Here is a 21,299-nt window from a genome sequence, read left to right as displayed (position 1 = left end):
ACCCCATTTAAGCGGTCATTTTAATATCAGGCAACTCATGCCCGTCGGCGGAAAAAATGCTATGGTCAACGCATTGATTGGTTTCGCTTGGCGCTGTCGTCGTTCGCGATCCTAAGGAGACTTCCATGTCCGGTTCAGAAATCCAGAAAACACGTGTCATCAATGAGCTACGCGGTTTTATTCGCAAACTACTGCAAGACCCAAAGATTCTTGAGCAGTCTCTTGTGATTGCCAGAGAGCAGTTGGCCGAAGGCAATAGCCCAGCGGCAATGGCGCGGATTGCCAACGAAATTTCCGACACTACCAGCGTCCATATACCGGAAGATCCGGCCGAGCACTCCGAGGCTGATAAACTCTTTTTAGAACTGCTGCGTGAAGTGGTTCAGGAAGAGCAGGCCTTGTATTAACCGTTGCTAAGGAAAAGCCAGCGGCGAAGCCTTAAGTGACTTCGCCGTGTTTTTTAGTTACCGCCTGACCGGCACCCCTATTCACTCGGAATTAACCTTCACCATGTCTACTACCGCCACGCGCAACATTTTGGTGACTAGCGCGCTCCCCTACGCCAACGGAGCCATTCACCTCGGTCACTTACTTGAGTATATCCAGACTGATATCTGGGTGCGTTTCCAGAAAAGCCGTGGCCAACAGTGCTACTACGTGTGTGCCGATGACGCCCATGGCACCGCCATTATGCTGCGGGCCGAGCAGGAAGGGATTACCTCTGAAGCGCTGATTGAGCGGGTCTCCAACGACCACCAGACAGACTTCGCCCGCTTTGGGGTCGGGTTCGACAACTACCACTCCACTCACTCGATTGAAAACCGCCACTTCAGCGAGATGATTTACAAGCGGTTGCGGGATAAAGGCCATATTGCCACCCGTGATATCGAGCAGATGTTTGACCCCCAGAAAGGCCTATTTCTGGCTGACCGTTTTATCAAAGGCACCTGCCCTAAATGTGGCGCTGAAGACCAGTATGGCGACAACTGTGAAAAGTGCGGCGCTACCTACACCCCCGCCGACTTGATTAACCCTGTTTCGGCCATTTCAGGCGCCACGCCCGAGGTACGCACCTCGACCCACTACTTCTTTAAGCTGCCCGACTTTGCCGACTTCCTGCAGGGCTGGATTGACGACGGTCATGTGCAGCCGCAAATTCGCAATAAGCTAATGGAGTGGTTTGAGTCCGGCTTTAACGAGTGGGATATCTCCCGCGACGCCCCCTACTTTGGCTTCGAAATCCCCGACGCCCCAGGCAAATACTTCTATGTCTGGCTGGACGCACCTATCGGCTACCTGGCCAGCTTTAAGAACCTGTGTGACCGCGAAGGCATCGACTTCGATAGCTTCTGGAACAAAGGCTCCGATGCCGAGGTGTATCACTTTATCGGCAAGGATATCGTCTATTTCCATGCGCTGTTCTGGCCCGCCATGCTGCATGGCGCTGACCTGCGCACCCCCACCGCGGTCAACTGCCACGGTTTCCTGACGGTAGACGGCGCCAAGATGTCGAAATCCCGCGGCACCTTTATTAAAGCCGCCACCTACGCCGATTACCTGAATCCAGAATACTTGCGCTACTACTTTGCGGCTAAGCTTACTTCCAAAGTCGATGACTTGGATCTGAACCTGGAAGATTTTGCTGCACGGGTAAACTCAGACCTGGTCGGCAAAGTGGTCAACATTGCCAGCCGCTGCGCCGGCTTTGTTAAAAAACTCGGCGGTGGGCGCCTCTCAAGCCACTGCGCTGAGCCACAGATGGTCGCCCGCTTTATTGCCGCCGGTGACGATATCGCCGAAGACTTCGAAGCCCGCGAATTTAGCCGGGCCATGCGCAAAATTATGGAGCTGGCGGACGAAGCCAATACTTATATTGCTGACAAAGAGCCCTGGGCACTGGCGAAGCAGGATGGCCGCGACACAGAGGTGCTTGAAATATGCTCCGTAGGCATTAATCTGTTCCGCCAGCTGATGGTCTATCTGGCGCCCGTGGTACCCGCCATGGCAGAGCAAGCGCGTGAGTTTCTTAACGTTGAGTCGCTCGATTGGCACACGCGTCAAAGCGTGCTCACCGATCATTCGATCAACAAATTCAAACCGCTGATGACCCGCGTTGAACGCGACAAAATCGATGCCATGATTGAAGCGTCGAAGGAAGATCTCGTGGAAGAGCAAAAATTGAAGGAAGTCCCCAAAGGCCCACTGGCGGAAGACCCCATTGCTGAAGAGATCGACTTTGCCGCCTTTGCCAAAGTCGACCTGCGCATTGCGCGAATCGCCAAAGCAGAATATGTCGAAGGCGCCGACAAATTGCTGCAATTGACCCTCGACCTCGGTGGCGAAACCCGCAACGTCTTCTCCGGCATTCGCTCCGCCTACGCACCGGAAGCCCTGGAAGGCCGCTTGACGGTGATGGTCGCTAATTTGGCACCGCGCAAAATGCGCTTTGGCGTATCGGAAGGCATGGTGTTAGCCTCTGCCAATGAAGATGGCATCTACCTGCTCTCTCCCGATGCGGGCGCCGAACCGGGACAGCGAGTAACGTAATACTCCAATTATGTGATTAAGGGGGCAGAGGCTAACCGTCTTTGCCCCCTTATTTTTGCAGTTATCACATACCATTATCGCTTTGTTCAGGTTCGCTCTATGGTTCAACGCTTCTCTCGATCTTTGCGCTTTCGCTTCCTTGCAGCTCTCAGTGGGGTTTTACTCCTCGCGCTTATCTCCTTGGTAATATTGAGTAAATGGATAATATTTCCGGCCCTACACAAGGAAGAACGTGCGGTAGTGACAAAAGAGTTAGAGAAAATAGAGGCTGGACTAAATGTTAGCCACGAAACTTTACTGGCCCAAGCGCGAGACTGGGCAATTTGGGACGACACCTACGAGTTTGTTCAGGGTAACTACCCGGGTTACCCCGATACCAACTTTAGCCAACAGATGTTTGAAGAGATGCATTACCAACTCATGGCCTTTTTCAACGCGGAGGGCGAGGTACACTTTTTAGCTGGCATCAATCCGGCTAATGGCCAGTACCACACCTGCCGTAGCGTAGAGAGAGAATGCCGATGGATGGCTGGCTTGGTGCATACTATGCAAGCCTCAATTAAAGAAGACTCTCTGCAAAGAAAAAGTGCCCTGTATGCAGGCACCCCGCCATTAATCGTGGCATCCAATCCCATTTTCCGCACTGACGAAAGTGGACCGCCTCAAGGCTGGCTGTTTAAAGTACGCCCTATGGACGCTGACTGGCTTAGCACAATAGAGCGCTATACGGGGCTTCCAACGATGCTTTCCGTGGTTAATGGCAAAGAGGATAACGATATTGCCATTAACATTATGGGCAATACGATTTTCGCGCAGCGCTTTTTAACTACCTACCCATCCAATCAACAAATAGCACTAGGTACTCAGCTTAAACGCACCAGCTATCTTGCAAGCTTAGAAACGTTTCGCTACGTGCTGCTGTGGACCGCATGCTTAATGCTGTTGGTCATCAGCCTTGTACTGCTTTTGTTAGAGCGCATTATTCTTAAGCCGCTCAAAATCTTAACCAGTTTCACCCAGCAAATCAGCGGCGATATTTATGAGTCGAGCAGTTTATTGAAACGTGGTGATGAAATAGGAATACTTGCCCGCGCTTTTCAAAAGCAATTAAAGCGCCAGCAACAACTCAATTCCGAACTAATCCAGCTTTCTACCCATGACCCCTTGACTGGCTTGCCCAATCGCCGTCTATTCGATCAGCGCCTACAAGAGGTGGTCAATAATGCCCTGACCACTGGGCAGCCCCTCTCGGTCATGATGATTGATATTGACCATTTCAAGCTGTTTAACGATCATTATGGGCACCCTGAAGGGGATATTTGTTTGCGACGGGTCGCGCAAACGATGCATGAGGTCGCCACCGCCCATGGCTTTTTTATAGCGCGCACCGGCGGCGAAGAGTTCAGCGCCATGCTGCCCGCCACTTCTGCCACTCAGGCGCTGGAGAAAAGCCAAGCGCTTAGTCATGCCGTAGACCAATTAAAGCATCCCCATCAGGTGTCGCCTGTGGCTTCATATGTCACCGTTAGCATTGGCATTAGCCAGTTAGATATAGAAGGCGCCATGACGCCCAGTGGATTAATGACGACCGCCGACCAAGCGCTCTACGCAGCAAAAGCAGCCGGGAGGCACAGTGCCAAGGTGTATACGCCCTCGCTAGCCAACTCCACCTTTTCTTCGCACAATACATTGCCATGAGTGAGTTATTTATCATTTTGATCAGCACTGCCCTGGTCAACAACTTCGTACTGGTTCAGTTCCTGGGCCTATGTCCGTTTATGGGCGTCTCCAATAAACTGGAGTCGGCCATGGGCATGTCCCTGGCTACCACCTTTGTGCTGACCCTAGCGTCAGCCGCTAGTTTTGTGGTTTATCACGGTTTGCTTGTACCGCTGGATGTCACTTATCTGCGCACCATCAGCTTTATCGTGGTGATCGCCGCCGTAGTGCAGTTTACTGAAATCATGGTGCGCCAGCTGAGTCCGCTGCTACACCAGGTGCTGGGCATTTTCCTTCCGCTAATCACGACTAACTGTGCGGTATTGGGGGTTGCGCTTTTGTCGCTAAACCGGGAATTAAGCTTTTTTCACACCACCCTGTATGGTTTGGGCGCAGCACTGGGCTTCTCGCTTATTTTGGTGCTGTTTGCCGCCATGCGCGAACGTTTAGCGGGGGCGGATATTCCCAAACCCTTCCAGGGCGCGGCGATAGCGATGGTCACCGCCAGCCTTATGTCATTAGCATTTTTAGGTTTTTCAGGGTTGGTGCAGGGATGAAGGCAACGCGCGATGAATAGCAGCATTGATCTTATTGGCATCCTCAGCGCCGTCGCGGTATTAACCGGCTTGGGTATCGGTTTTGGTGCCCTACTAGGCGTGGTGAGCGAGCGCTTTAAGCGCGAAGATAACCCGCTGGTTGAGCAAATTGATGCGCTACTGCCGCAAACGCAGTGCGGCCAGTGCGGCTACCCGGGCTGTCGTCCTTACGCCGAAGCGATTAACCAGGGCGATGCATTGAACAAATGTCCCCCGGGTGGCGAAGCGACCATTCATGCCCTGGCGGATCTCTTAGGCCGTGAAGCCGAACCCCTCGACGGTGAGGCTCAGAGCGAGGCCAAAGTGGCCTTTATTCGCGAAGAAGAGTGCATTGGCTGCACGAAATGTATTCAGGCCTGCCCGGTCGACGCGATTATCGGTGCCGCTAAACTGATGCACACCGTCATTGAAGACGAGTGCACCGGCTGTGATCTCTGCCTGGATCCCTGCCCAGTGGACTGCATTGATATGCTGCCCCGCTCAGCCCCGCTCAACCAGTGGCAGCCGGTAGTGACACTCTCATCAAGCGCAAGCGTGATTGCTAGCGACCACCAACCCGCGTCGGGGGTGGCTTGATGCCGCGCAGCTATGACTTCCCTGGTGGCATTCACCCACCGGAGCGTAAACAGCGCTCCAACCGATCTCCCCTGAGTGAAGCGCCACTGCCTCCGCGGGTCACTCTCCCCCTGCAGCAACATAGCGGTCAGGCCGCCGCCCCCTGTGTGTCAGCGGGCGAGGCCGTAAAAGTAGGCAGCCTGATTGCCAAGCGGGAAGGAATGATTTCCAGTCATCTGCACGCCAGCATTAGCGGCACGGTAAGCGAGGTTAGCGCTACCCAAATCACCATTGAGGGCGATGGCCAGGATACGTGGCAGCGGCTGCCCAGCCTCGACTGGCGCGTTGCGGATACCGCAGTACTGGTGGAGCGTTTGAATGAGAGCGGGATTGTCGGCTTGGGCGGAGCTGGGTTTCCTACCCATATTAAAGCGCGGGTGGTCGAGCAGCATGCGATTCACACCTTGGTGATTAACGCCGCCGAGTGTGAGCCCTATATTACCGCCGACGATCTCACTCTACGCCTCTACGCTAACGAGGTGCTTCAAGGCGCGCAGATCATCGCCAAACTGTGTGGCGCACAGCAGATCGTTATTGGCATCGAGGATAACAAACCCGATGCCATTACAGCACTGCAGCATGCCCTGCCTGATAGCCAACCCGTGCCGGTTGAGCTATCCGTCATTTCTACCCGCTACCCTAGCGGCGGCGAGCGTCAGCTAATTAAAAAACTATTAGACCTTAACGTACCCAGTGGCGGGCTGCCCGCGGATGTGGGCGTGTTATGCCATAACCCAGGCACGCTACTGGCGATACTACAAGCAGTGCGCGATGGTCAGCCGCTAGTTTCCCGAATTGTCACTCTGACAGGAGAGTCAATCAACCAGCCCGGCAATCGCTGGGTACGCCTGGGCACCTCTATTAGAGAGCTGCTGGAGCAGGTAGGCCTGAATATCGCCGAGTTACATCAAGTGATTCAGGGTGGCCCCATGATGGGCACCCCGCTACCCACGCTGGATACGCCGGTTACCAAGCTGACTAACTGCTTAATCGCGGCAACGCGCGAAGAATTTCCGCCTGCTCCAGCGGAATCGCCCTGCATCCGCTGCGGTGAGTGCGAAAGCGTTTGCCCGGTGGCGCTGCTGCCCCAACAGCTGCACTGGTACGCCCGTGCCGAAGACGACGCCAAAATAGAGCGCTATCACCTGTTTGACTGTATTGAGTGCGGCGCCTGCAGCTATGTGTGTCCCAGCCATATTCCGCTGGTAGTGGATTACCGCGAAGCTAAAAGTCGGATACGCCTGCAGCGAATTGAAGCCACAAAAGCCGAACACGCCAAACACCGCTTCGAACATCGCCAAGCGCGGCTCGCCCGTGAAGAAGCCGAGAAACAGGCACGCAGGCAAGCCCGTCAGGCGCAACAACGCCGCCCTTCCAACACGGCCTCCCCCAGCAGCGAGCAAGTCGACCTGCGTGGCCTACGGATTGCCCATGCTGCGGCTAAAGCATCGGTCAAAAAGGCTGAGAAGACCCTGGCGCGCATCGCCCAGGAAGACCCCAAGCAGCCGCTGGATGATTTGGAAATGCAGCTTGCCACGGCACAAGAGAACTTAAAGGCGGCTGAATTGCAGCTTGCCCAGGCGCGCGAACAGCACTCCAGCGAGAAGTCACCATGAGCATGATGCACGCCTCAGACGTTAACGATACTGCGACGACAGCTGTACCGCCAACGGCGAGCTTAATGCGCTGGGTAATAGTGGCAACACTGCCAGGCATCGCCACCATGAGCTACTTCTTTGGGCTTGGCGTTATCAGCAATGTACTGCTCGCCGCCGCTTTCGGCGTTGCGCTGGAATCCGCCGTACTGCGACTACGCATGCGCCCCATTGGTGTCGCGCTGAATGACTCAAGCGCCCTGCTTACCGGCGTTCTTCTGGGTGCATCACTGCCACCCGCTAGCCCCTGGTGGCTGATCGGTGTGGGTATGTTCGCCGCGATTGTGGTCGCCAAGCAGCTATACGGCGGCTTGGGGCATAACCCCTTTAACCCCGCCATGGTGGGCTATGCACTGCTGTTGGTGTCGTTTCCTGCCTATATGACGCTGTGGGCACCTCCTCAGGAGCTGCTACACAATGGCTTATGGGCGCAAATTGCTGGAACGCTGCCCACCGCCCAATTGGATAGTTGGAGCGGCGCCACTCCCCTTGATGCGTTCAAACACAAAGGCGACACACTACTTGCCAGCGAGTTCTGGGCGACCAATCCACTACCGGATGGAACCCTAAGTGCCTGGCGATGGGTGGCTCTCGCTTGGTTAGCGGGGGGTGTATTACTGCTGGCGAAGAGAATTATTAGCTGGCACATCCCGGTGGCGATGCTGGGCAGCGCACTCCTCCTGGCCACGCTGTTTTACCTCAGCGACCCCAGCCACTTTGCCTCGCCGCTGTTTCACCTACTCACCGGAGCAACGCTATTTGGTGCCTTCTTTATCGCCACCGACCCGGTTTCCGCCGCTACCAGTCGGCGTGGCAAACTCATCTATGGCGCGGGCATTGGCGCTCTGGTGATCATTATCCGCACCTTTGGCGGTTACCCCGACGCAGTGGCGTTTGCGGTACTGTTAATGAACCTCTGCGTGCCATTGTTAGATATATATAGCGTGCCGCGCCCCACGGGACAGCCAAAAGCCGCATCAGGGAAGCCAGGAGAGCGGCCATGACCCTCTTCCAGGCTATGCAGCGTGGTGCCTTTGCGCTGGGCACCTTTGCCCTGGTCACCGCCGGCAGTGTCGCGCTTACCCGGGCGCTAACCGCCGAACGAATAGAAGCGCATAAGTTGGCTTACCAGCACCGCCAGCTTCAAGAAGTGCTTCCCCAGACACTGGCGAATACGCCCGTTACCCAAGTGCTGGAAAGCACCTTTACGATTCCCAATCCCGAAGCACTAGGACTTCAGAGCGATAGCCAAGGCTGGTGGGTAAGCGATCAAAACAGTCACGAGAACAGGGGCGAGAGCAGTGCGGTAATTTTACCGGTGGTCACCCGGCAGGGGTATAACGGTGAAATCCACCTATTGATTGGCATTGACCAGCAGCAGCGTATTAGCGGTGTGCGGGTTACCCAGCACCAGGAAACCCCTGGGCTAGGCGATGACATTGAGCGCAGTCGCAGCGACTGGATCACCCGGTTTAACGGTTTGGGACTTGAGAGTTTACCGCCGAATGGTTGGGCGGTGAGTAAGGATGGCGGTCATTTTGACGCCTTCACCGGCGCGACGATTACCCCACGCGCCGTCGTGAATGCCGTTCATAAAACGCTCCAGTACGCCGCCGACACACCGCTACCTATCACTTTTGAGGAGCCTCAGCGATGAGCCACTGGCGCGAACTGGCCCGCAGCGGCCTTTGGTCGAATAACCCCGCACTGGTTCAATTGCTGGGACTCTGCCCCCTGCTGGCTGTCAGCGGCAGCGTCGTTAATGCGCTGGGGCTGGCTTTGGCCACGCTACTGGTCATGGTGGGCGCCAGCACGGCGATTTCGCTAATTCGCCACCAGGTGCCCAGCGCGGTACGCCTGCCCGCTTTTGTGATGGTGATTGCCGCTTTTGTCACTTGCGCTGAGCTGCTGATGGCGGCCTATGCCTACCCGCTCTATCAGGTATTGGGGATTTTTATTCCACTGATCGTCACCAACTGCGCCATTCTTGGTCGCGCCGATGCCTTTGCCTCCCGCCAGCCGGTACTTCCAGCGGCCATAGACGGCTTTATGATGGGCCTCGGTTTTGGGGCGGTGTTGGTACTACTGGGCGCGCTACGCGAGCTGCTCGGCCAAGGCACGCTATTCAGTGGTATGGCGCTACTGTTTGGGCCTAGCGCGGCCAATTGGCAGTTGACCCTTGCCGACGACTACCAGTTTCTGTTTTTTGTGCTGCCGCCGGGGGCGTTCTTTGTGGCGGGTATGTTAATCGCCCTGAAAAATGTCATCGACCAACGTAGCGCTGCACGTGCTCAACCCGTCGCAGCCGCCCCACGCACGGAACGCCGCGTAAGGGTGACCGGCACAATAAAGTAGCTGCAATATAACGAGGCTATAGGCTTAATCAGACATTATGCGTATAAACAATGGCTCGAATTTATACCCTGTATCAATAACCCGTATTGATTAAGAGATCCGCCATGAATGCCCAAAAGCGTCATGAGATTTTCACTCGCCTGCAGGCGGAGAATCCACACCCCACTACTGAGCTTAATTGGAGCACGCCGTTTGAGCTGCTTGCCGCCGTGCTGCTTTCTGCACAAGCCACCGATGTGGGGGTCAATAAAGCCACGGCGCGACTTTATCCAGTCGCCAACACCCCCCAAGAGATCATTGAGTTAGGTATCGATGAACTAAAAGCGCACATCAAAACCATCGGTTTGTATAACACCAAAGCCGAAAACCTGATGAAAACCTGCCACATCCTGGTCAACCAGCACGGCGGCGAAGTGCCCAATACTCGCGAAGCCTTGGAGGCCCTGCCTGGCGTCGGCCGTAAAACCGCCAATGTGATACTCAACACCGCCTTTGGCCAACCCACCATGGCGGTGGATACCCATATTTTCCGGGTCTCCAACCGCACCGGCATTGCTAAAGGCAAAAATGTCGTTGAGGTGGAGCAAAAACTACTGCGCCATGTGCCAAAAGGATTTCTTCACGATGCTCACCATTGGTTGATTCTTCACGGCCGCTACACCTGCATCGCGCGCAAACCTCGCTGCGGTAGCTGTATTATTGAGGATCTGTGCGAGTTTAAAGACAAAACTGAGATTGCTTAAGGCTAACAAAAGCCCAGCCCATCAAGCTGAATCCATCAGCAATTGCCGATAAACCCTACGCCAGGCGGGCCACTCCCAAGCGGAGGTATCAAGATTTTCTGGACGACTAACAGGATCGATAAGCCAGGCAGTAAGCCGGTCGTAAAGCCCTTCCCGCGTGCCGTCGTAGCAATAGGCGGGCGGGTAAAGAGCGGGGAAGCAGAGCCGATCAGGCACCAGAGGCAGCGCCCCGCGCTGAGCCGCTTCCATGATCGCCAACCCCTGAAATTCATGCCAGGTGGTCGAGACCACAATGCCCGCACTATCCAGCAACGCCCGATACGCCTCCTCCGGCTGCGGGCCCCACGCCACAATATGAGGAGCTAAGCGCTGCTCGGCTTCGGTAAAAATAGCGGGTGTTAGACGGAAACGCTGGCCCAGTACTGCCAGCTCAAAGTCCACCCCGGCATCGCTTAACGCAAACAGCACGGCAAAGAAGTCGTCGGGATTCTTGTCATACTCCCAGCGATGGTTCCAGACAATTCTATGTGGCACTGTTTTGTGAACAGCCGCTTGCGGGCGACGTTCAGCGCTATCAGCAATGGGCACGGGTAAAACCAGCGCCCGCCCACGCAGCGCCTCCAGCGGCTTAGCTACCGGGAGATTTTCCGGCATTTTTTTCAGAAAGGCCCGCGCACCATCAATAAAAGAGTCACGGTTATAGGCACTGTTAAACACCACTGTATCCGCCGCCAGCGCCGTATAGAGATTGACCATCTTGGCCTCTACCTGGGACACCTGATCGCTCGATTCCGGATAGGCAAACTGGTTTTCGTGAAAGTAGACGACCTTTTTTGCCCGGCCAAGATGCGGAAACAGCCCTACCAGGGTTGCCAGATCCACCATCGAGGTCGCTAACACCACATCAAATGACTGGCTGAGAGTGTCATGCTCTTTTAACATCCAGCTCAGTGGGTTACCGCGAATACGCCAAGCAAAATGGCGTGGCGGCAGGCTCAACAGCGTCCACGAAAACTCATCGAGCTGAGCCATCAAACTGTGTGCCCAATAGCGATGGCTCACCGCTTCGTAGGCGGATAACAGGAGTACGCGCATTGACAGCCTTAGCAAGCAGATCAGTGGGAGGCCATCAAACCATGGCAAAGAGGCGAGCAGTGTAGCAAAACGCGTAGGAGAGCTCTTTTGTAATTGCTCCATTCTCTTACCTGCATTCGGCCAAGGTCGTCTTGGCTGAGCTGCTAGATCTATCTAGACTCCAGGCAATGTTAAAACAAATACAAGCTGGAGAGCTCCATGGCTAAAGTGCTCGTTGTCGATGACGAACCCAACATTGTTTTATCGCTGGAATTCCTAATGGAACAAGCGGGGTTTGAGGTCGTCACCGCCGAAGATGGAGAACAGGCCCTGGCAAGTGTGAATGAGAGCCAGCCAGATCTACTGCTGCTTGATATTAGCTTGCCGGGGATGAGCGGTTTTGACGTGTTGGAGCGGCTGCGTAGCGAAGCGGCCACCGCCCAACTGCCAATTATCATGCTGACTGCTCACGGGCGTGATGTAGAGCGGGAAAAAGGCATGGCACTGGGCGCCGATGATTACATCACCAAGCCCTTCTCTACCCAGTCACTGGTGGAAAAAGTCAAAGCACTACTCAGTGAGGAGCAGCCATGACGCGAGGCGGGTTGCCCAAACGTCAGCGCCTGATTGGCCTCTGGCTGCTGCTCAGCGGCATCAGTTTGCTGGGCGGGGCCATTTTTGCCGCCTGGTTGGACGCCCAGCTCGCCCCCACTGGTATAACGCGTCTGGCCCTCTGGCTAGGCAGCTTCTCCGGTGGCGCAACAATTTTTTTAGTCGGTTTGGTGCTTGAGCGCATGCTGTTTACCCCGCTGCGCCATTTACAGGTGCAACTGGCGCGCTTAGTCGCCACCCCCGATGCCCGGGACGAACACCCGCCCGAGGGATGGCTAAAAGGATTGGGGCCCGACCTGCGCCGGGTACGCGAAAGCTGGCGCGAGGATCGCAGCCGTCTCGCCACCGCCCACGCTGACGGTGCGCGCAGCGCGGCGCGTATTCGTCAGGAGCTGGAAACGCTGCTGCAAGTACTCGAAACGCCACTGCTACTGTGTGACCACCACCGCCGTCTTATGCTGTTTAACCAGGCGGCAGAGGATTTTTTTGCAGGTAATACCGGCCTAGGGCTGGGCAAGCGCCTGGAGGCGCTGCTACCGGTGGCGAGCTTACAGCAGGTACTCAGCCAACTGCCCCACGACGGCTCCCCGAGGGAGTTGTTGGCGCCCTGCGATGACCGCTGGCTCAAGGTAATCTTACGCCGCGTACCGGGTAGCGATGGCGAAACACTGCTGACCTTTAGCGACGCCACCGCTTCCTGGTCGAGTGAAATGGGCGTTAGAGCAGAACTGGCGGCCATGCTGACACCCCTGCGTCAGCATACCGCCAGCCTGACCAGCGCCGCCGATGCGCTGATTCAACTGCGCGATCAAAACGATGCCAGCACGTCTGCTTTGCGCCAACGTTTTGAGCGGGTTATCCACGAAGAGGGCATCACCCTCGGCGACAATGTGGCCAAAATCGGCCAACTACTCGACGATATGCAGCACCAGGGCGAGCGCTTAACCCCCATGTGGTCAAACGACTTCTGGCAGGCGTTGGATGAGCGCCTCGATCCAGAGCACCGCTTGATCACCCCGGTGGGTATGCCCGCCTGGTTTAAAGGCGACGCACCGGCGTTGATAGCGCTGTTTGACTCTTTGGTCAAGCACCTCAATGCCCACCTTCCTGACAGCGGCTTTGAGGGTGAGATATGCCTGGGCAACAAGCGTGTCTATCTAGACCTTATTTGGCGCGGCAAAGCGATCCCCGAGTATGAGCTGGCTGAGTGGCGCCAGCAGCCGCTCACCTCGCTGCCGTTGACGCCCAGTGTCGCTGATGTAATGCGCCAACATGCCAGCGATATCTGGAGCCTTGCCGACGAGGATGGCGTTCATTCACGCCTACGACTTCCCCTGCCCGCGATGGAGCGAGTCGGCGCCCCACGGGAGACCGCGCCGCCGCGCCCTGAATTCCATGACTTTGGCATTGCCGACCTACCCCCGCCGGATGAAGCGCTGGCCAGCCGAACGCTGCGCAGCCTGGAAATCGTCGCCTTTGATACCGAAACCACCGGGCTTGAACTGCGCCGGGGCGATACCGTGATTAGCCTTGGCGCCTGCCGCGTGGTCAACGCCCGCTTATTGGCCAGCGAGGTTTTCGATCAAAAAGTGGATCCCAAGCGTCCGATCCCGCCTGCAAGCACTGCGATTCATGGCATTACCGATGCCGATGTGGTCGGTGCGCCGCCGCTGGACATTGTGCTTACCCGCTTTCGTGATTATGTCGGTGAAGCGGTGCTGCTTGCCCATAACGCTGCCTTTGATCTGCTCGCCATCAGCCACAAAGGGGTCGCCTTCGATATCCCCATCATCGACACCCTGCTGATTTCACGAGCACTGGACGAAGCACTCGATGGGCATGACCTGGATAGCCTTGCTCAGCGCTACGATCTGGCTTTTCCGCCGGGCACCCGCCACACTGCATTAGGCGATGCCCGCGTCACTGCCGAGCTATGGCTAGCCCTGCTGCCACGCCTGGAAGCCCGTGGGGTCGATACACTTGAGCAACTGCTGGCGCTGCAAGCCAACGCCTTCGACCGACAGGATGCCAGTGCCTAATGAAAACCTTCGCAATGAAATCCCGCCACACTGAGCGCCTAGTCGCCCTGGTGGCGATTGCCCTGCTACTGTTCTGCCCGCCGTTGATTATCGTGGTCGATCGCCTCCCCACCGTTAGTGTGGGCTGGCTGCCTCTCTATCTATTTGTCGCCTGGGCAGTGGTGATCGGCTTAACCGCTTGGCTGATGGAACAGCGTGCGGGCCGCTAACCATGCGTAGTGAGGCGATCATCCTCGGGGCCGCCTTTGGTTACTTGGCGCTGCTGTTTGTGGTCGCCGCCTGGGGTGACCGACGAGCGGAGCAGGGTCGTTCCATCATTGGCTCGCCGACGGTCTATGCCCTCTCTATTGCGGTTTACTGCACGGCCTGGACCTTCTACGGCAGCGTAGGGCGCGCCGCCGAATACGGCCCCAGCTTTTTACTTATCTACCTGGGGCCGACGCTGGCGATGCTGCTGGCCCCTTTTGTTATCCGCAAGATGGTGCGCATCGCCGCACGGCAGCGGATCACCTCCATTGCCGACTTTATCAGCGCCCGCTACGGCAAGAGCACTAGTTTAGGCGCCCTGGTGGCGCTTATGGCGCTGATTAGCATCACCCCCTACATTGCTCTGCAGTTAAAAGCCATTACCGTTAGCCATGCGGTACTGATCAATTACCCACACGCAGCCGACACAACCTTGGTGGACGAACACTTCTGGATGGATAAATCCCTCTGGGTCGCGCTGGTATTGGCAGTGTTTATTATTCTGTTCGGCACCCGCCATCTGGATGCCAGCGAACGCCATGAAGGGATGGTGGCGGCGATTGCGGTGGAATCGATAGTCAAACTGGTAGCCTTTATGGCCGTTGGGGTCTTTGTCGTATTTGTGATGTTTGAAGGCCCCGCCGCACTGTTTGAACAGGTAGCGGCCACGCCTGCCCTTGTCGATAGCATGCGATTGGATCGCGTGCCTGGTGGTGTCACCGGTTGGGTGGGCATGCTAGTTCTAGCCTTTCTGGCCTTTTTAACCCTACCCCGGCAGTTCCAGGTATTGGTGGTAGAGAATGTCGACGAGCAACATTTAACACGAGCAAGCTGGCTTTTCCCCCTCTACATGCTGCTGATTAATCTGTTCGTTATTCCCATTGCACTGGCAGGCCTGCTGCTAGGCGTAAGCGCGGGCGACCCGGACAGCTTCGTGCTAACACTGCCACTCTCCGCCGGTTTGGAAGGCCTGCCGCTACTGGTCTTTATTGGTGGCCTCTCGGCGGCGACAGGTATGGTGATTGTCGAGACCATCGCGCTCTCCACCATGGTGAGCAATCAACTGGTGATGCCCCTGCTGCTGCGTTCTCGTCGTCTACACCTAAGCACCAAAGGGGAGCTTGCCGGTTGGCTACTGGGTATTCGCCGCATCGCTATCGTGCTGATCCTGCTGCTCGGCTATCTCTACCATGCGCTGATTGGTGACTCCTATAGTTTAGTGACGATTGGGCTGGTCTCCTTTGCCGGGGCGGCCCAGTTCGCCCCATCGCTGTTGATTGGCCTCTATTGGCGCGGCGCAACGCGACAAGGCGCCACCGTTGGTTTAATCGCCGGTTTTTTGATCTGGTGTTATACGCTGCTGCTACCCGGGTTTGCCCAGTCCGGCTGGTTAGACGCATCGCTGCTAACTGAAGGCCTCTGGGGAATTGCCTGGTTGATGCCCTATGGCTTATTCGGCCTGGAGAACTGGGATGTTTATACCCATTCGCTGCTCTGGAGCATGCTGGCCAACGTGGGGCTATTGGTGGGTGTCTCGCTGTTTACCCGACCTACACCCCTTGAGCAGACCCAGGCGGCGCTGTTCACGGAGGCGATGCACCCCAACCTGCAAACCACCTCGCTATCTACCTCACTATGGCGCGGGCAAACCACCCAGGGGGCACTCAAAGAGCTGCTTGTTCGCTATTTGGGTGCCCAGACCACCCGCCGCGTGTTTAGCCATAGCGGTAGCAAAAGTACCTATGCAGCGGATGAGCCCGCCACCGCCGAGCTGATTACCCGCGCCGAACAGGCACTGGCGGGCGCGCTGGGCAGCTCATCAGCACGCGTTCTGATCAATTCGGTGGTACGCGGCGAAGCGCTGGATATTGAGTCGATTCTGAGCATACTGGATACGACCTCACAAACCCTGGAGTACAACCGCCGCTTAGAGCAGAAGTCCCAGGAGCTGGTACACATCGGCGAAGAGTTGCGTAGCGCCAATGAGCGGCTGCGTGAGCTGGATCGCCTGAAAGATGAGTTTGTGGCCATGGTCAGCCACGAACTACGCACGCCGCTCACCTCCATTCGCGCCTTTGCGGAAATTCTGCGCGATAGCGGACAACTACCCGACGAAAAGCGCCAGCACTTTCTGGGCGTTATCGTCCACGAAAGCCAGCGGCTGTCACGTTTAATCGAAGAGATTCTGGATCTCGCCCGTCTGGAGAGTGGTCGCTTAACGCTTAACCCCGTGCCCCTCGACCTTGCCGATCTGGCACGGCATAGCATTGACGCCATTGCGCATCTGCATGAGGAGCGCGGCATTGCGTTAGACGTTAGCCTGGAAGCGGATCCCGCCATGGTGGTGGGCGACCATGATCGCTTGGAGCAGGTGATTATTAACCTGCTTGATAACGCAGGTAAATTTGCTGACCGCGAGCAGCCCAGAGTGCGCCTCACACTCTATCGCCACCGCCGCCATTTCCGGCTAAGTGTGGAGGATAACGGTGCGGGTATTAGCGAAGACGAGCGTGAGCGGGTGTTTGAAAAATTCCATCAAATACAACAGGACGATAATATTCCACGAGGTCGGCCAAGAGGCAGCGGCTTAGGTTTACCGATTAGTCGCGGCATTATCGCCCACCTGGGTGGGCGGCTCTGGGTTGAAGATGCCAAAACCTTAGGCGGCGCCTGTTTAACGCTGGAACTCCCCGCCGCACCAGTAACGTAAAACGTTCATCACATATTGGTTACAACAGCTAGCTTTGCTCACTAAAACTAAGTTATTCTTTACCCTAGAATCTTACTTTAGCCTAAAGCAGTATGTCGTGGATGAGCCGATGAACAATGAGTGTCACCTTTCTCCAGAAGCGAACACCAATGAGTACACTATTGCGATTCAGCCAATAGTTGATGCTCAGCTACGACATGTCGCCGATGAACTTCTTTACCGTGCTAATGAAACAAATCAGACCGCCAATGTTTTTGATAATGTTCAAGCCACTGCCAGAGCGTGTGCTATTGCTGTCTATGAAATTGGTCTTGATAAACTTTGCGGCTCACGCCAGTTGTTTATTAACGCTTCCGCGGAGTGGCTCACCAACCCAGATCTGACTGGACTGCCTAGTCAGCAAATAGTTATTGAGGTTCTCGAAGATACCCCTCCTACTAAAGAAGTTATTGATGCCTTGCACTACATTAAAAACCAAGGCTATAAATTAGCACTAGATGATTTTGTTTTAGATGAACATAACCACGCTTTTCTACCCTTCTGTGACATCGTCAAGTTTGATATCTCCGATAGCATACCCAAAAAACTTATAAAAAAGCTGCATAAAGAAGGGGTTACGCTTTTGGCGGAACGTGTTGAAACGCAGGAGGAGTTTAACCAGTGTAAAGCGCTTGGTTTTACTCTTTTCCAGGGCTATTTTTATGAACGCCCCAAAACCCAACCTACGCAAACGGCTCGTCTCTCAACGTCACGCGCCAACCAAATGCAGTTACTCTCCGCACTGTATAGTGACAACGTACGTCTCTCTGAAATCAGTACGTTAGTGGCTAGGGATCCATACTTACTGAGCGCAATATTCAAGCGCGCTAATTCTGCAGAGAAGGGTTCACGCCGCCCTACGACTAAGCTGATCGATTGTTTACATATTATAGGACTGAGGGAGCTACGTACCCTGGTCACCATAGTAATGCTCGCCAACAACAGCCCTGTTAGCAAACTCAACCTTATCAAGGGATTAACTCGTGCATTTGCATGTGAAATGATGGCTGACCAACGTCGACTTGATGAGCAGGAAAGCTTTATTGCCGGTTTATTCTCGCTCATGCCCACTATTCTCGGTATTAGTTCAGAGCTCATGAATAGTGAAATCAGGCTTGGTAGGCTTATAGAAGATGCCATCAATCAACGCACAGGTTCATTAGGTAAGTTACTCGATGATGTGGAGGCAGCGGAGAGGCAGTTTTCTGCCGTTGATTTTCCGCCCGACATCATGCTTCAAGCAGCCTCTAAAGCTCGCTCACTGGTGTATACCGATGCAAGCTGAGCTATTCACACCCCGCTTTGAGCAGCAGAACTCAAACGCTTGATCTGCTGCAGGTCAAACTTCAATAACAGTCGCTCATCTTCGCGCAGCCGCCGCAGGTCAACCCAGCCATCTGCGGCTTGACCACGGGCTTTGTTATACCGCTGCTGATCCAATAGGCGCTGTTGCAGGCGCTCAAAAGCGGCAACAAGCAGCTCCGATTCAGCCGACGTTAGCGCATTCGTTGAGTGACTGAGCGCGATCAAGCGATCACGAGTGGCTATTTCCTCCCGCCCGTGCCGCAGGCAGAGCAAGCGTGCAGCGCTAATCAAGGGCAACAAAGCTTGCTGCTTAAGATTAATGGCTTGCTCGTGGGGGGCGTTCAGGCTGGGGCTTGAAGCGAGCCGCCCGAAACGATCCAGAGCCACCGGCAGCTCATCCAGTAGCGCCATCATTTCATCCATAAACAGTGACGCTTTGGGAAGTATCGAAGCGATACGCTTACCCAACTGCCCAGCAAGCGCGGGATTACCGGCTACCGGGGCAAAATCAAGCAGAATATTGGTCTGCTGAACGCGTTTAACCTGGCGGTCAGCGCTCCATATCTCAAGCTGTGCTTGCCATTCGCCAAGCCGTTTTCGCCACATCGGCCAACGAGCCATGACATGCCCCTTGCAGAGCGGTATACCCGCCTCATCCAGGCGCTGGGTAAACCGCTCACCCAAGGCTTGGAAATAGCCGTCGATCTCCACGTGGCGGTGGTCAGGGTAATCGTCAATAATCAGCGCGTTATCCTGGTCGGGGCCTAGCAGGCTCTCGAAGCGCGCGGCAGAACCTAGTAGTAGCACGCAGTAGTCGACTGGCGGAGCTCCCCAGCCTTGGGCCTGCATCTCGTCCAGGGACTGTGCTATTGCCTGACGGTAGAGTAATGCATTGTGGTCACTGATGATCTGACTAATACGCCAGGCAGGGAGATCGTAATGCCCCAACGTCTCCACCAGCGGCAGTTGCCACGCATAGGCATCAGCTAACGAGGTTTGCGGCGAGAGGAATGTCGAGAAGAGTTTCGAGAAGAGCTGCTCTAACGGCGCATTAACCGCCGAGGTATTGAGTGTTCCATCCTCATGGAATAGAGAGCGCCAAGGTGAGGCTTGGTGTAATAAGCGCATATGCCTCTCCTTCACTATAATGACGGCGTTGTTGCTACTCGCTCTCGCCTGCCCTACGCGGGTCTGGCGCAAACATCGCCTCACCCACTTCATCAATATAGCGCTGCGCTTTAGTGACCATCATGGCATCACAGGCTTCTCGCCCTGGGAGCATATCGGAACGCTCAAAGCGATGTTCAAGGGTCTCGCCACTGGCGTCGGGCTTACGAATCCAACCGCTAACACGGTACTGACCGCTCTGGTTATCTGGCTGAGAAATAATCTCGTATCCTTTGTACTCCACAGGCTCAGCAGCGTTAGTGGTAACGCCTGAATCAGCTCGACGATCACTGCCAAAGAGACCGGAAAGTATTTTTTTAGCATGCTGGCTCCTTTTTTAAAAACCATGTTTAAAAACCATGGCTCCTTTGCTTGTAGGGCGGCAATGCGATAGCCGCCCTACAAGGTATAGGCTGCTTTTATCAGCGCTTAATTAGCTCTGTTTACGCCCTTTACCGGCGGCAATGCGCAACCGCAGCGCGTTTAGCTTAATAAATCCTTCGGCATCTTTCTGGTCGTAAGCACCCGCATCATCTTCGAAGGTAGCGATTGATTCATCAAACAGCGACTCATCAGACTTACGCCCCACCACGATAGCGTTGCCTTTGTAGAGCTTCATGCGTACGACGCCCGATACATTCTTTTGGGTCTCGTCAATGGCTGCCTGCAACATACGACGCTCGGGGCTCCACCAGTAACCGTTATAGATCACTTCAGCGTATTTCGGCATCAGTTGGTCTTTCAGGTGGGCTTCTTCGCGATCCAGAGTCAGTGACTCAATGGCGCGGTGGGCGCGTAACATGATCGTGCCCCCTGGCGTTTCATAACAGCCACGGGACTTCATGCCCACATAGCGGTTTTCAACAATATCCAAACGGCCGATACCGTTGTCGCCACCCAATTTATTGAGTTTTTCGAGCACTTCATGGGCTTTCAGCGGCTCGCCGTCGATAGCCACGATATCGCCCTTTTCATATGTTAGCTCAACGTAAGTGGGGGTATCGGGCGCGGCTTCCGGAGAGACACTCCAGCGCCACATATCGTCTTCGGCTTCGGCCCAAGGATCTTCCAGAATGCCGCCTTCGTAGGAGATGTGCAGCAGGTTGGCATCCATTGAGTACGGCGATTTTTTCTTTTTATTAGAGAAATCAACCGGAATTTTATGCTCTTCGCAATACGCCATTAGCTTCTCGCGAGAGGTCAAGTCCCACTCGCGCCAAGGGGCGATGACTTTTACACCAGGCTTCAGAGCATAGCCACCAAGTTCAAAGCGCACCTGGTCGTTGCCTTTACCCGTGGCGCCATGGGAAATAGCGTCGGCACCGGTTTCATTGGCAATTTCGATCAACCGCTTGGCAATCAGCGGGCGAGCGATAGAGGTACCCAGCAGGTACTCGCCCTCATAAATAGTGTTGGCGCGGAACATCGGGAAAACATAATCACGCACGAACTCTTCGCGCAGGTCTTCAATGTAAATCTCTTTTACGCCAAGCGCTTGCGCTTTGGTTCGCGCCGGTTCGACTTCTTCGCCCTGACCGATGTCGGCAGTAAAGGTCACTACCTCGCAGTTGTAGGTTTCTTGCAACCACTTAACGATAACGGATGTGTCCAGGCCGCCTGAATACGCCAGCACAACCTTTTTGACATCGGACATTCTTTGCTCCTCGTTGACCATAAAATATTGATTAGTAAACACCACACTGGCCACTATCGCTCGGCGAATGTGATAGCTCTTTGGGCATAGCTCGTCGGCATAGCCCTTGAGACAGACCTTGAGTATAGCGCTCTCAATGCTCAGCGAATACCGTCAACGACGCCTGTGGGCTAAAGCTGCTAGAATCACACCATTCAAAGCGGTGGCTTGCCGCTGAGGTTGA

19 protein-coding genes are annotated in these 21,299 nt (G+C 55.2%); 15 read left to right on the top strand and 4 right to left on the bottom strand.

The features are described from left to right. Positions 1-125 precede the first annotated feature (125 nt). The 10 genes from OM794_RS09765 to nth all read left to right on the top strand — a co-directional run bounded on the left by OM794_RS09765 (position 126) and on the right by nth (position 10,230). On the top strand, positions 126-407 hold the full coding sequence (locus OM794_RS09765; RefSeq protein ID WP_088701574.1) for a hypothetical protein: 282 nt from the start codon (positions 126-128) through the stop codon (positions 405-407). A gap of 103 nt (positions 408-510) precedes the next feature. Then, positions 511-2,547 carry a methionine--tRNA ligase gene (gene metG / locus OM794_RS09760; RefSeq protein WP_226249613.1) on the top strand — a complete coding sequence of 679 codons (2,037 nt, stop codon included), beginning with the start codon at positions 511-513 and terminating at the stop codon, positions 2,545-2,547. A gap of 240 nt (positions 2,548-2,787) precedes the next feature. Continuing rightward, positions 2,788-4,245, top strand: a complete 1,458-nt coding sequence (locus OM794_RS09755; protein WP_226249436.1) for a diguanylate cyclase domain-containing protein — start codon at positions 2,788-2,790, stop codon at positions 4,243-4,245. Beyond that, positions 4,242-4,823: an electron transport complex subunit RsxA gene (gene rsxA, locus OM794_RS09750; protein ID WP_007114112.1), complete on the top strand. Its 582-nt coding sequence runs from the start codon at positions 4,242-4,244 to the stop codon at positions 4,821-4,823. The genes OM794_RS09755 and rsxA overlap by 4 nt, the downstream gene beginning before the upstream one ends. 12 nt (positions 4,824-4,835) lie before the next feature. Continuing rightward, positions 4,836-5,438, top strand: a complete 603-nt coding sequence (gene rsxB / locus OM794_RS09745; RefSeq protein WP_226249437.1) for an electron transport complex subunit RsxB — start codon at positions 4,836-4,838, stop codon at positions 5,436-5,438. Further along, the gene (gene rsxC / locus OM794_RS09740) at positions 5,438-7,093 is read left to right on the top strand and encodes an electron transport complex subunit RsxC (protein WP_226249438.1); all 1,656 of its coding nucleotides are present in this window, start codon (positions 5,438-5,440) and stop codon (positions 7,091-7,093) included. Before rsxB ends, rsxC begins: the two co-directional genes overlap by 1 nt. Further along, complete coding sequence (locus tag OM794_RS09735) at positions 7,090-8,136, top strand: RnfABCDGE type electron transport complex subunit D (protein ID WP_226249439.1); 1,047 nt, start codon at positions 7,090-7,092, stop codon at positions 8,134-8,136. Before rsxC ends, OM794_RS09735 begins: the two co-directional genes overlap by 4 nt. Beyond that, positions 8,133-8,789 (top strand): electron transport complex subunit RsxG, encoded by a 657-nt coding sequence (gene rsxG, locus OM794_RS09730; RefSeq protein ID WP_226249440.1) that lies wholly within the window; start codon positions 8,133-8,135, stop codon positions 8,787-8,789. The genes OM794_RS09735 and rsxG overlap by 4 nt, the downstream gene beginning before the upstream one ends. Then, on the top strand, positions 8,786-9,487 hold the full coding sequence (locus OM794_RS09725; RefSeq protein WP_226249441.1) for an electron transport complex subunit E: 702 nt from the start codon (positions 8,786-8,788) through the stop codon (positions 9,485-9,487). The genes rsxG and OM794_RS09725 overlap by 4 nt, the downstream gene beginning before the upstream one ends. Before the next feature lie 104 nt (positions 9,488-9,591). Beyond that, positions 9,592-10,230: an endonuclease III gene (gene nth, locus OM794_RS09720; RefSeq protein ID WP_226249442.1), complete on the top strand. Its 639-nt coding sequence runs from the start codon at positions 9,592-9,594 to the stop codon at positions 10,228-10,230. 21 nt (positions 10,231-10,251) lie between these two features. Here the strand turns inward: nth and OM794_RS09715 are convergent, their stop codons facing one another. Further along, positions 10,252-11,325: a DUF3524 domain-containing protein gene (locus OM794_RS09715; RefSeq protein WP_226249443.1), complete on the bottom strand. Its 1,074-nt coding sequence runs from the start codon at positions 11,323-11,325 to the stop codon at positions 10,252-10,254. Positions 11,326-11,523: 198 nt separating this feature from the next. On the opposite strand from OM794_RS09715, the gene OM794_RS09710 reads away from it, so the two are divergent. The 5 genes from OM794_RS09710 (at position 11,524) to OM794_RS09690 (ending at position 18,235) form a co-directional block, all read left to right on the top strand. Further along, positions 11,524-11,898 carry a response regulator transcription factor gene (locus OM794_RS09710; protein ID WP_226249444.1) on the top strand — a complete coding sequence of 125 codons (375 nt, stop codon included), beginning with the start codon at positions 11,524-11,526 and terminating at the stop codon, positions 11,896-11,898. Next, positions 11,895-13,955 (top strand): 3'-5' exonuclease, encoded by a 2,061-nt coding sequence (locus OM794_RS09705; protein ID WP_226249445.1) that lies wholly within the window; start codon positions 11,895-11,897, stop codon positions 13,953-13,955. The genes OM794_RS09710 and OM794_RS09705 overlap by 4 nt, the downstream gene beginning before the upstream one ends. After that, positions 13,955-14,164 (top strand): hypothetical protein, encoded by a 210-nt coding sequence (locus tag OM794_RS09700; protein ID WP_226249446.1) that lies wholly within the window; start codon positions 13,955-13,957, stop codon positions 14,162-14,164. Before OM794_RS09705 ends, OM794_RS09700 begins: the two co-directional genes overlap by 1 nt. 2 nt (positions 14,165-14,166) lie before the next feature. Continuing rightward, positions 14,167-16,911: a sensor histidine kinase gene (locus OM794_RS09695; RefSeq protein ID WP_226249447.1), complete on the top strand. Its 2,745-nt coding sequence runs from the start codon at positions 14,167-14,169 to the stop codon at positions 16,909-16,911. A gap of 97 nt (positions 16,912-17,008) precedes the next feature. Further along, positions 17,009-18,235: an EAL and HDOD domain-containing protein gene (locus OM794_RS09690; RefSeq protein ID WP_226249448.1), complete on the top strand. Its 1,227-nt coding sequence runs from the start codon at positions 17,009-17,011 to the stop codon at positions 18,233-18,235. A 5-nt stretch (positions 18,236-18,240) separates the two neighbouring features. Here OM794_RS09690 and OM794_RS09685 read toward each other — a convergent pair whose 3' ends face one another. From OM794_RS09685 to OM794_RS09675, 3 genes are all read right to left on the bottom strand, one after another. Then, positions 18,241-19,383: a DUF294 nucleotidyltransferase-like domain-containing protein gene (locus OM794_RS09685; RefSeq protein WP_226249449.1), complete on the bottom strand. Its 1,143-nt coding sequence runs from the start codon at positions 19,381-19,383 to the stop codon at positions 18,241-18,243. 34 nt (positions 19,384-19,417) lie between these two features. After that, a complete protein-coding gene (locus tag OM794_RS09680) occupies positions 19,418-19,735 on the bottom strand; it encodes an HlyU family transcriptional regulator (RefSeq protein WP_265154633.1) in 318 nt (105 codons plus the stop codon). 120 nt (positions 19,736-19,855) lie between these two features. After that, positions 19,856-21,076, bottom strand: coding sequence for an argininosuccinate synthase (locus OM794_RS09675; RefSeq protein WP_088701589.1), 1,221 nt, complete (start codon positions 21,074-21,076; stop codon positions 19,856-19,858). Positions 21,077-21,299 lie beyond the last annotated feature (223 nt).

Source organism: Halomonas sp. BDJS001, assembly GCF_026104355.1.
GTDB lineage: Bacteria > Pseudomonadota > Gammaproteobacteria > Pseudomonadales > Halomonadaceae > Vreelandella.
The sequence above is the reverse complement of the archived record's forward strand: the minus strand, read 5'-3'. Positions and strand labels throughout refer to the sequence as shown.

Coding starts and splice junctions, on each gene's coding strand:
- OM794_RS09695 (WP_226249447.1), top strand. CDS start 14,167: ATGCGTAGTGAGGCGATCATCCTCGGGGCCGCCTTTGGTTACTTGGCG.
- OM794_RS09725 (WP_226249441.1), top strand. CDS start 8,786: ATGAGCCACTGGCGCGAACTGGCCCGCAGCGGCCTTTGGTCGAATAAC.
- rsxC (WP_226249438.1), top strand. CDS start 5,438: ATGCCGCGCAGCTATGACTTCCCTGGTGGCATTCACCCACCGGAGCGT.
- nth (WP_226249442.1), top strand. CDS start 9,592: ATGAATGCCCAAAAGCGTCATGAGATTTTCACTCGCCTGCAGGCGGAG.
- OM794_RS09685 (WP_226249449.1), bottom strand. CDS start 19,383: ATGCGCTTATTACACCAAGCCTCACCTTGGCGCTCTCTATTCCATGAG.
- OM794_RS09715 (WP_226249443.1), bottom strand. CDS start 11,325: ATGCGCGTACTCCTGTTATCCGCCTACGAAGCGGTGAGCCATCGCTAT.
- OM794_RS09765 (WP_088701574.1), top strand. CDS start 126: ATGTCCGGTTCAGAAATCCAGAAAACACGTGTCATCAATGAGCTACGC.
- metG (WP_226249613.1), top strand. CDS start 511: ATGTCTACTACCGCCACGCGCAACATTTTGGTGACTAGCGCGCTCCCC.
- OM794_RS09675 (WP_088701589.1), bottom strand. CDS start 21,076: ATGTCCGATGTCAAAAAGGTTGTGCTGGCGTATTCAGGCGGCCTGGAC.
- OM794_RS09735 (WP_226249439.1), top strand. CDS start 7,090: ATGAGCATGATGCACGCCTCAGACGTTAACGATACTGCGACGACAGCT.
- rsxA (WP_007114112.1), top strand. CDS start 4,242: ATGAGTGAGTTATTTATCATTTTGATCAGCACTGCCCTGGTCAACAAC.
- OM794_RS09710 (WP_226249444.1), top strand. CDS start 11,524: ATGGCTAAAGTGCTCGTTGTCGATGACGAACCCAACATTGTTTTATCG.
- rsxB (WP_226249437.1), top strand. CDS start 4,836: ATGAATAGCAGCATTGATCTTATTGGCATCCTCAGCGCCGTCGCGGTA.
- OM794_RS09705 (WP_226249445.1), top strand. CDS start 11,895: ATGACGCGAGGCGGGTTGCCCAAACGTCAGCGCCTGATTGGCCTCTGG.
- rsxG (WP_226249440.1), top strand. CDS start 8,133: ATGACCCTCTTCCAGGCTATGCAGCGTGGTGCCTTTGCGCTGGGCACC.
- OM794_RS09700 (WP_226249446.1), top strand. CDS start 13,955: ATGAAAACCTTCGCAATGAAATCCCGCCACACTGAGCGCCTAGTCGCC.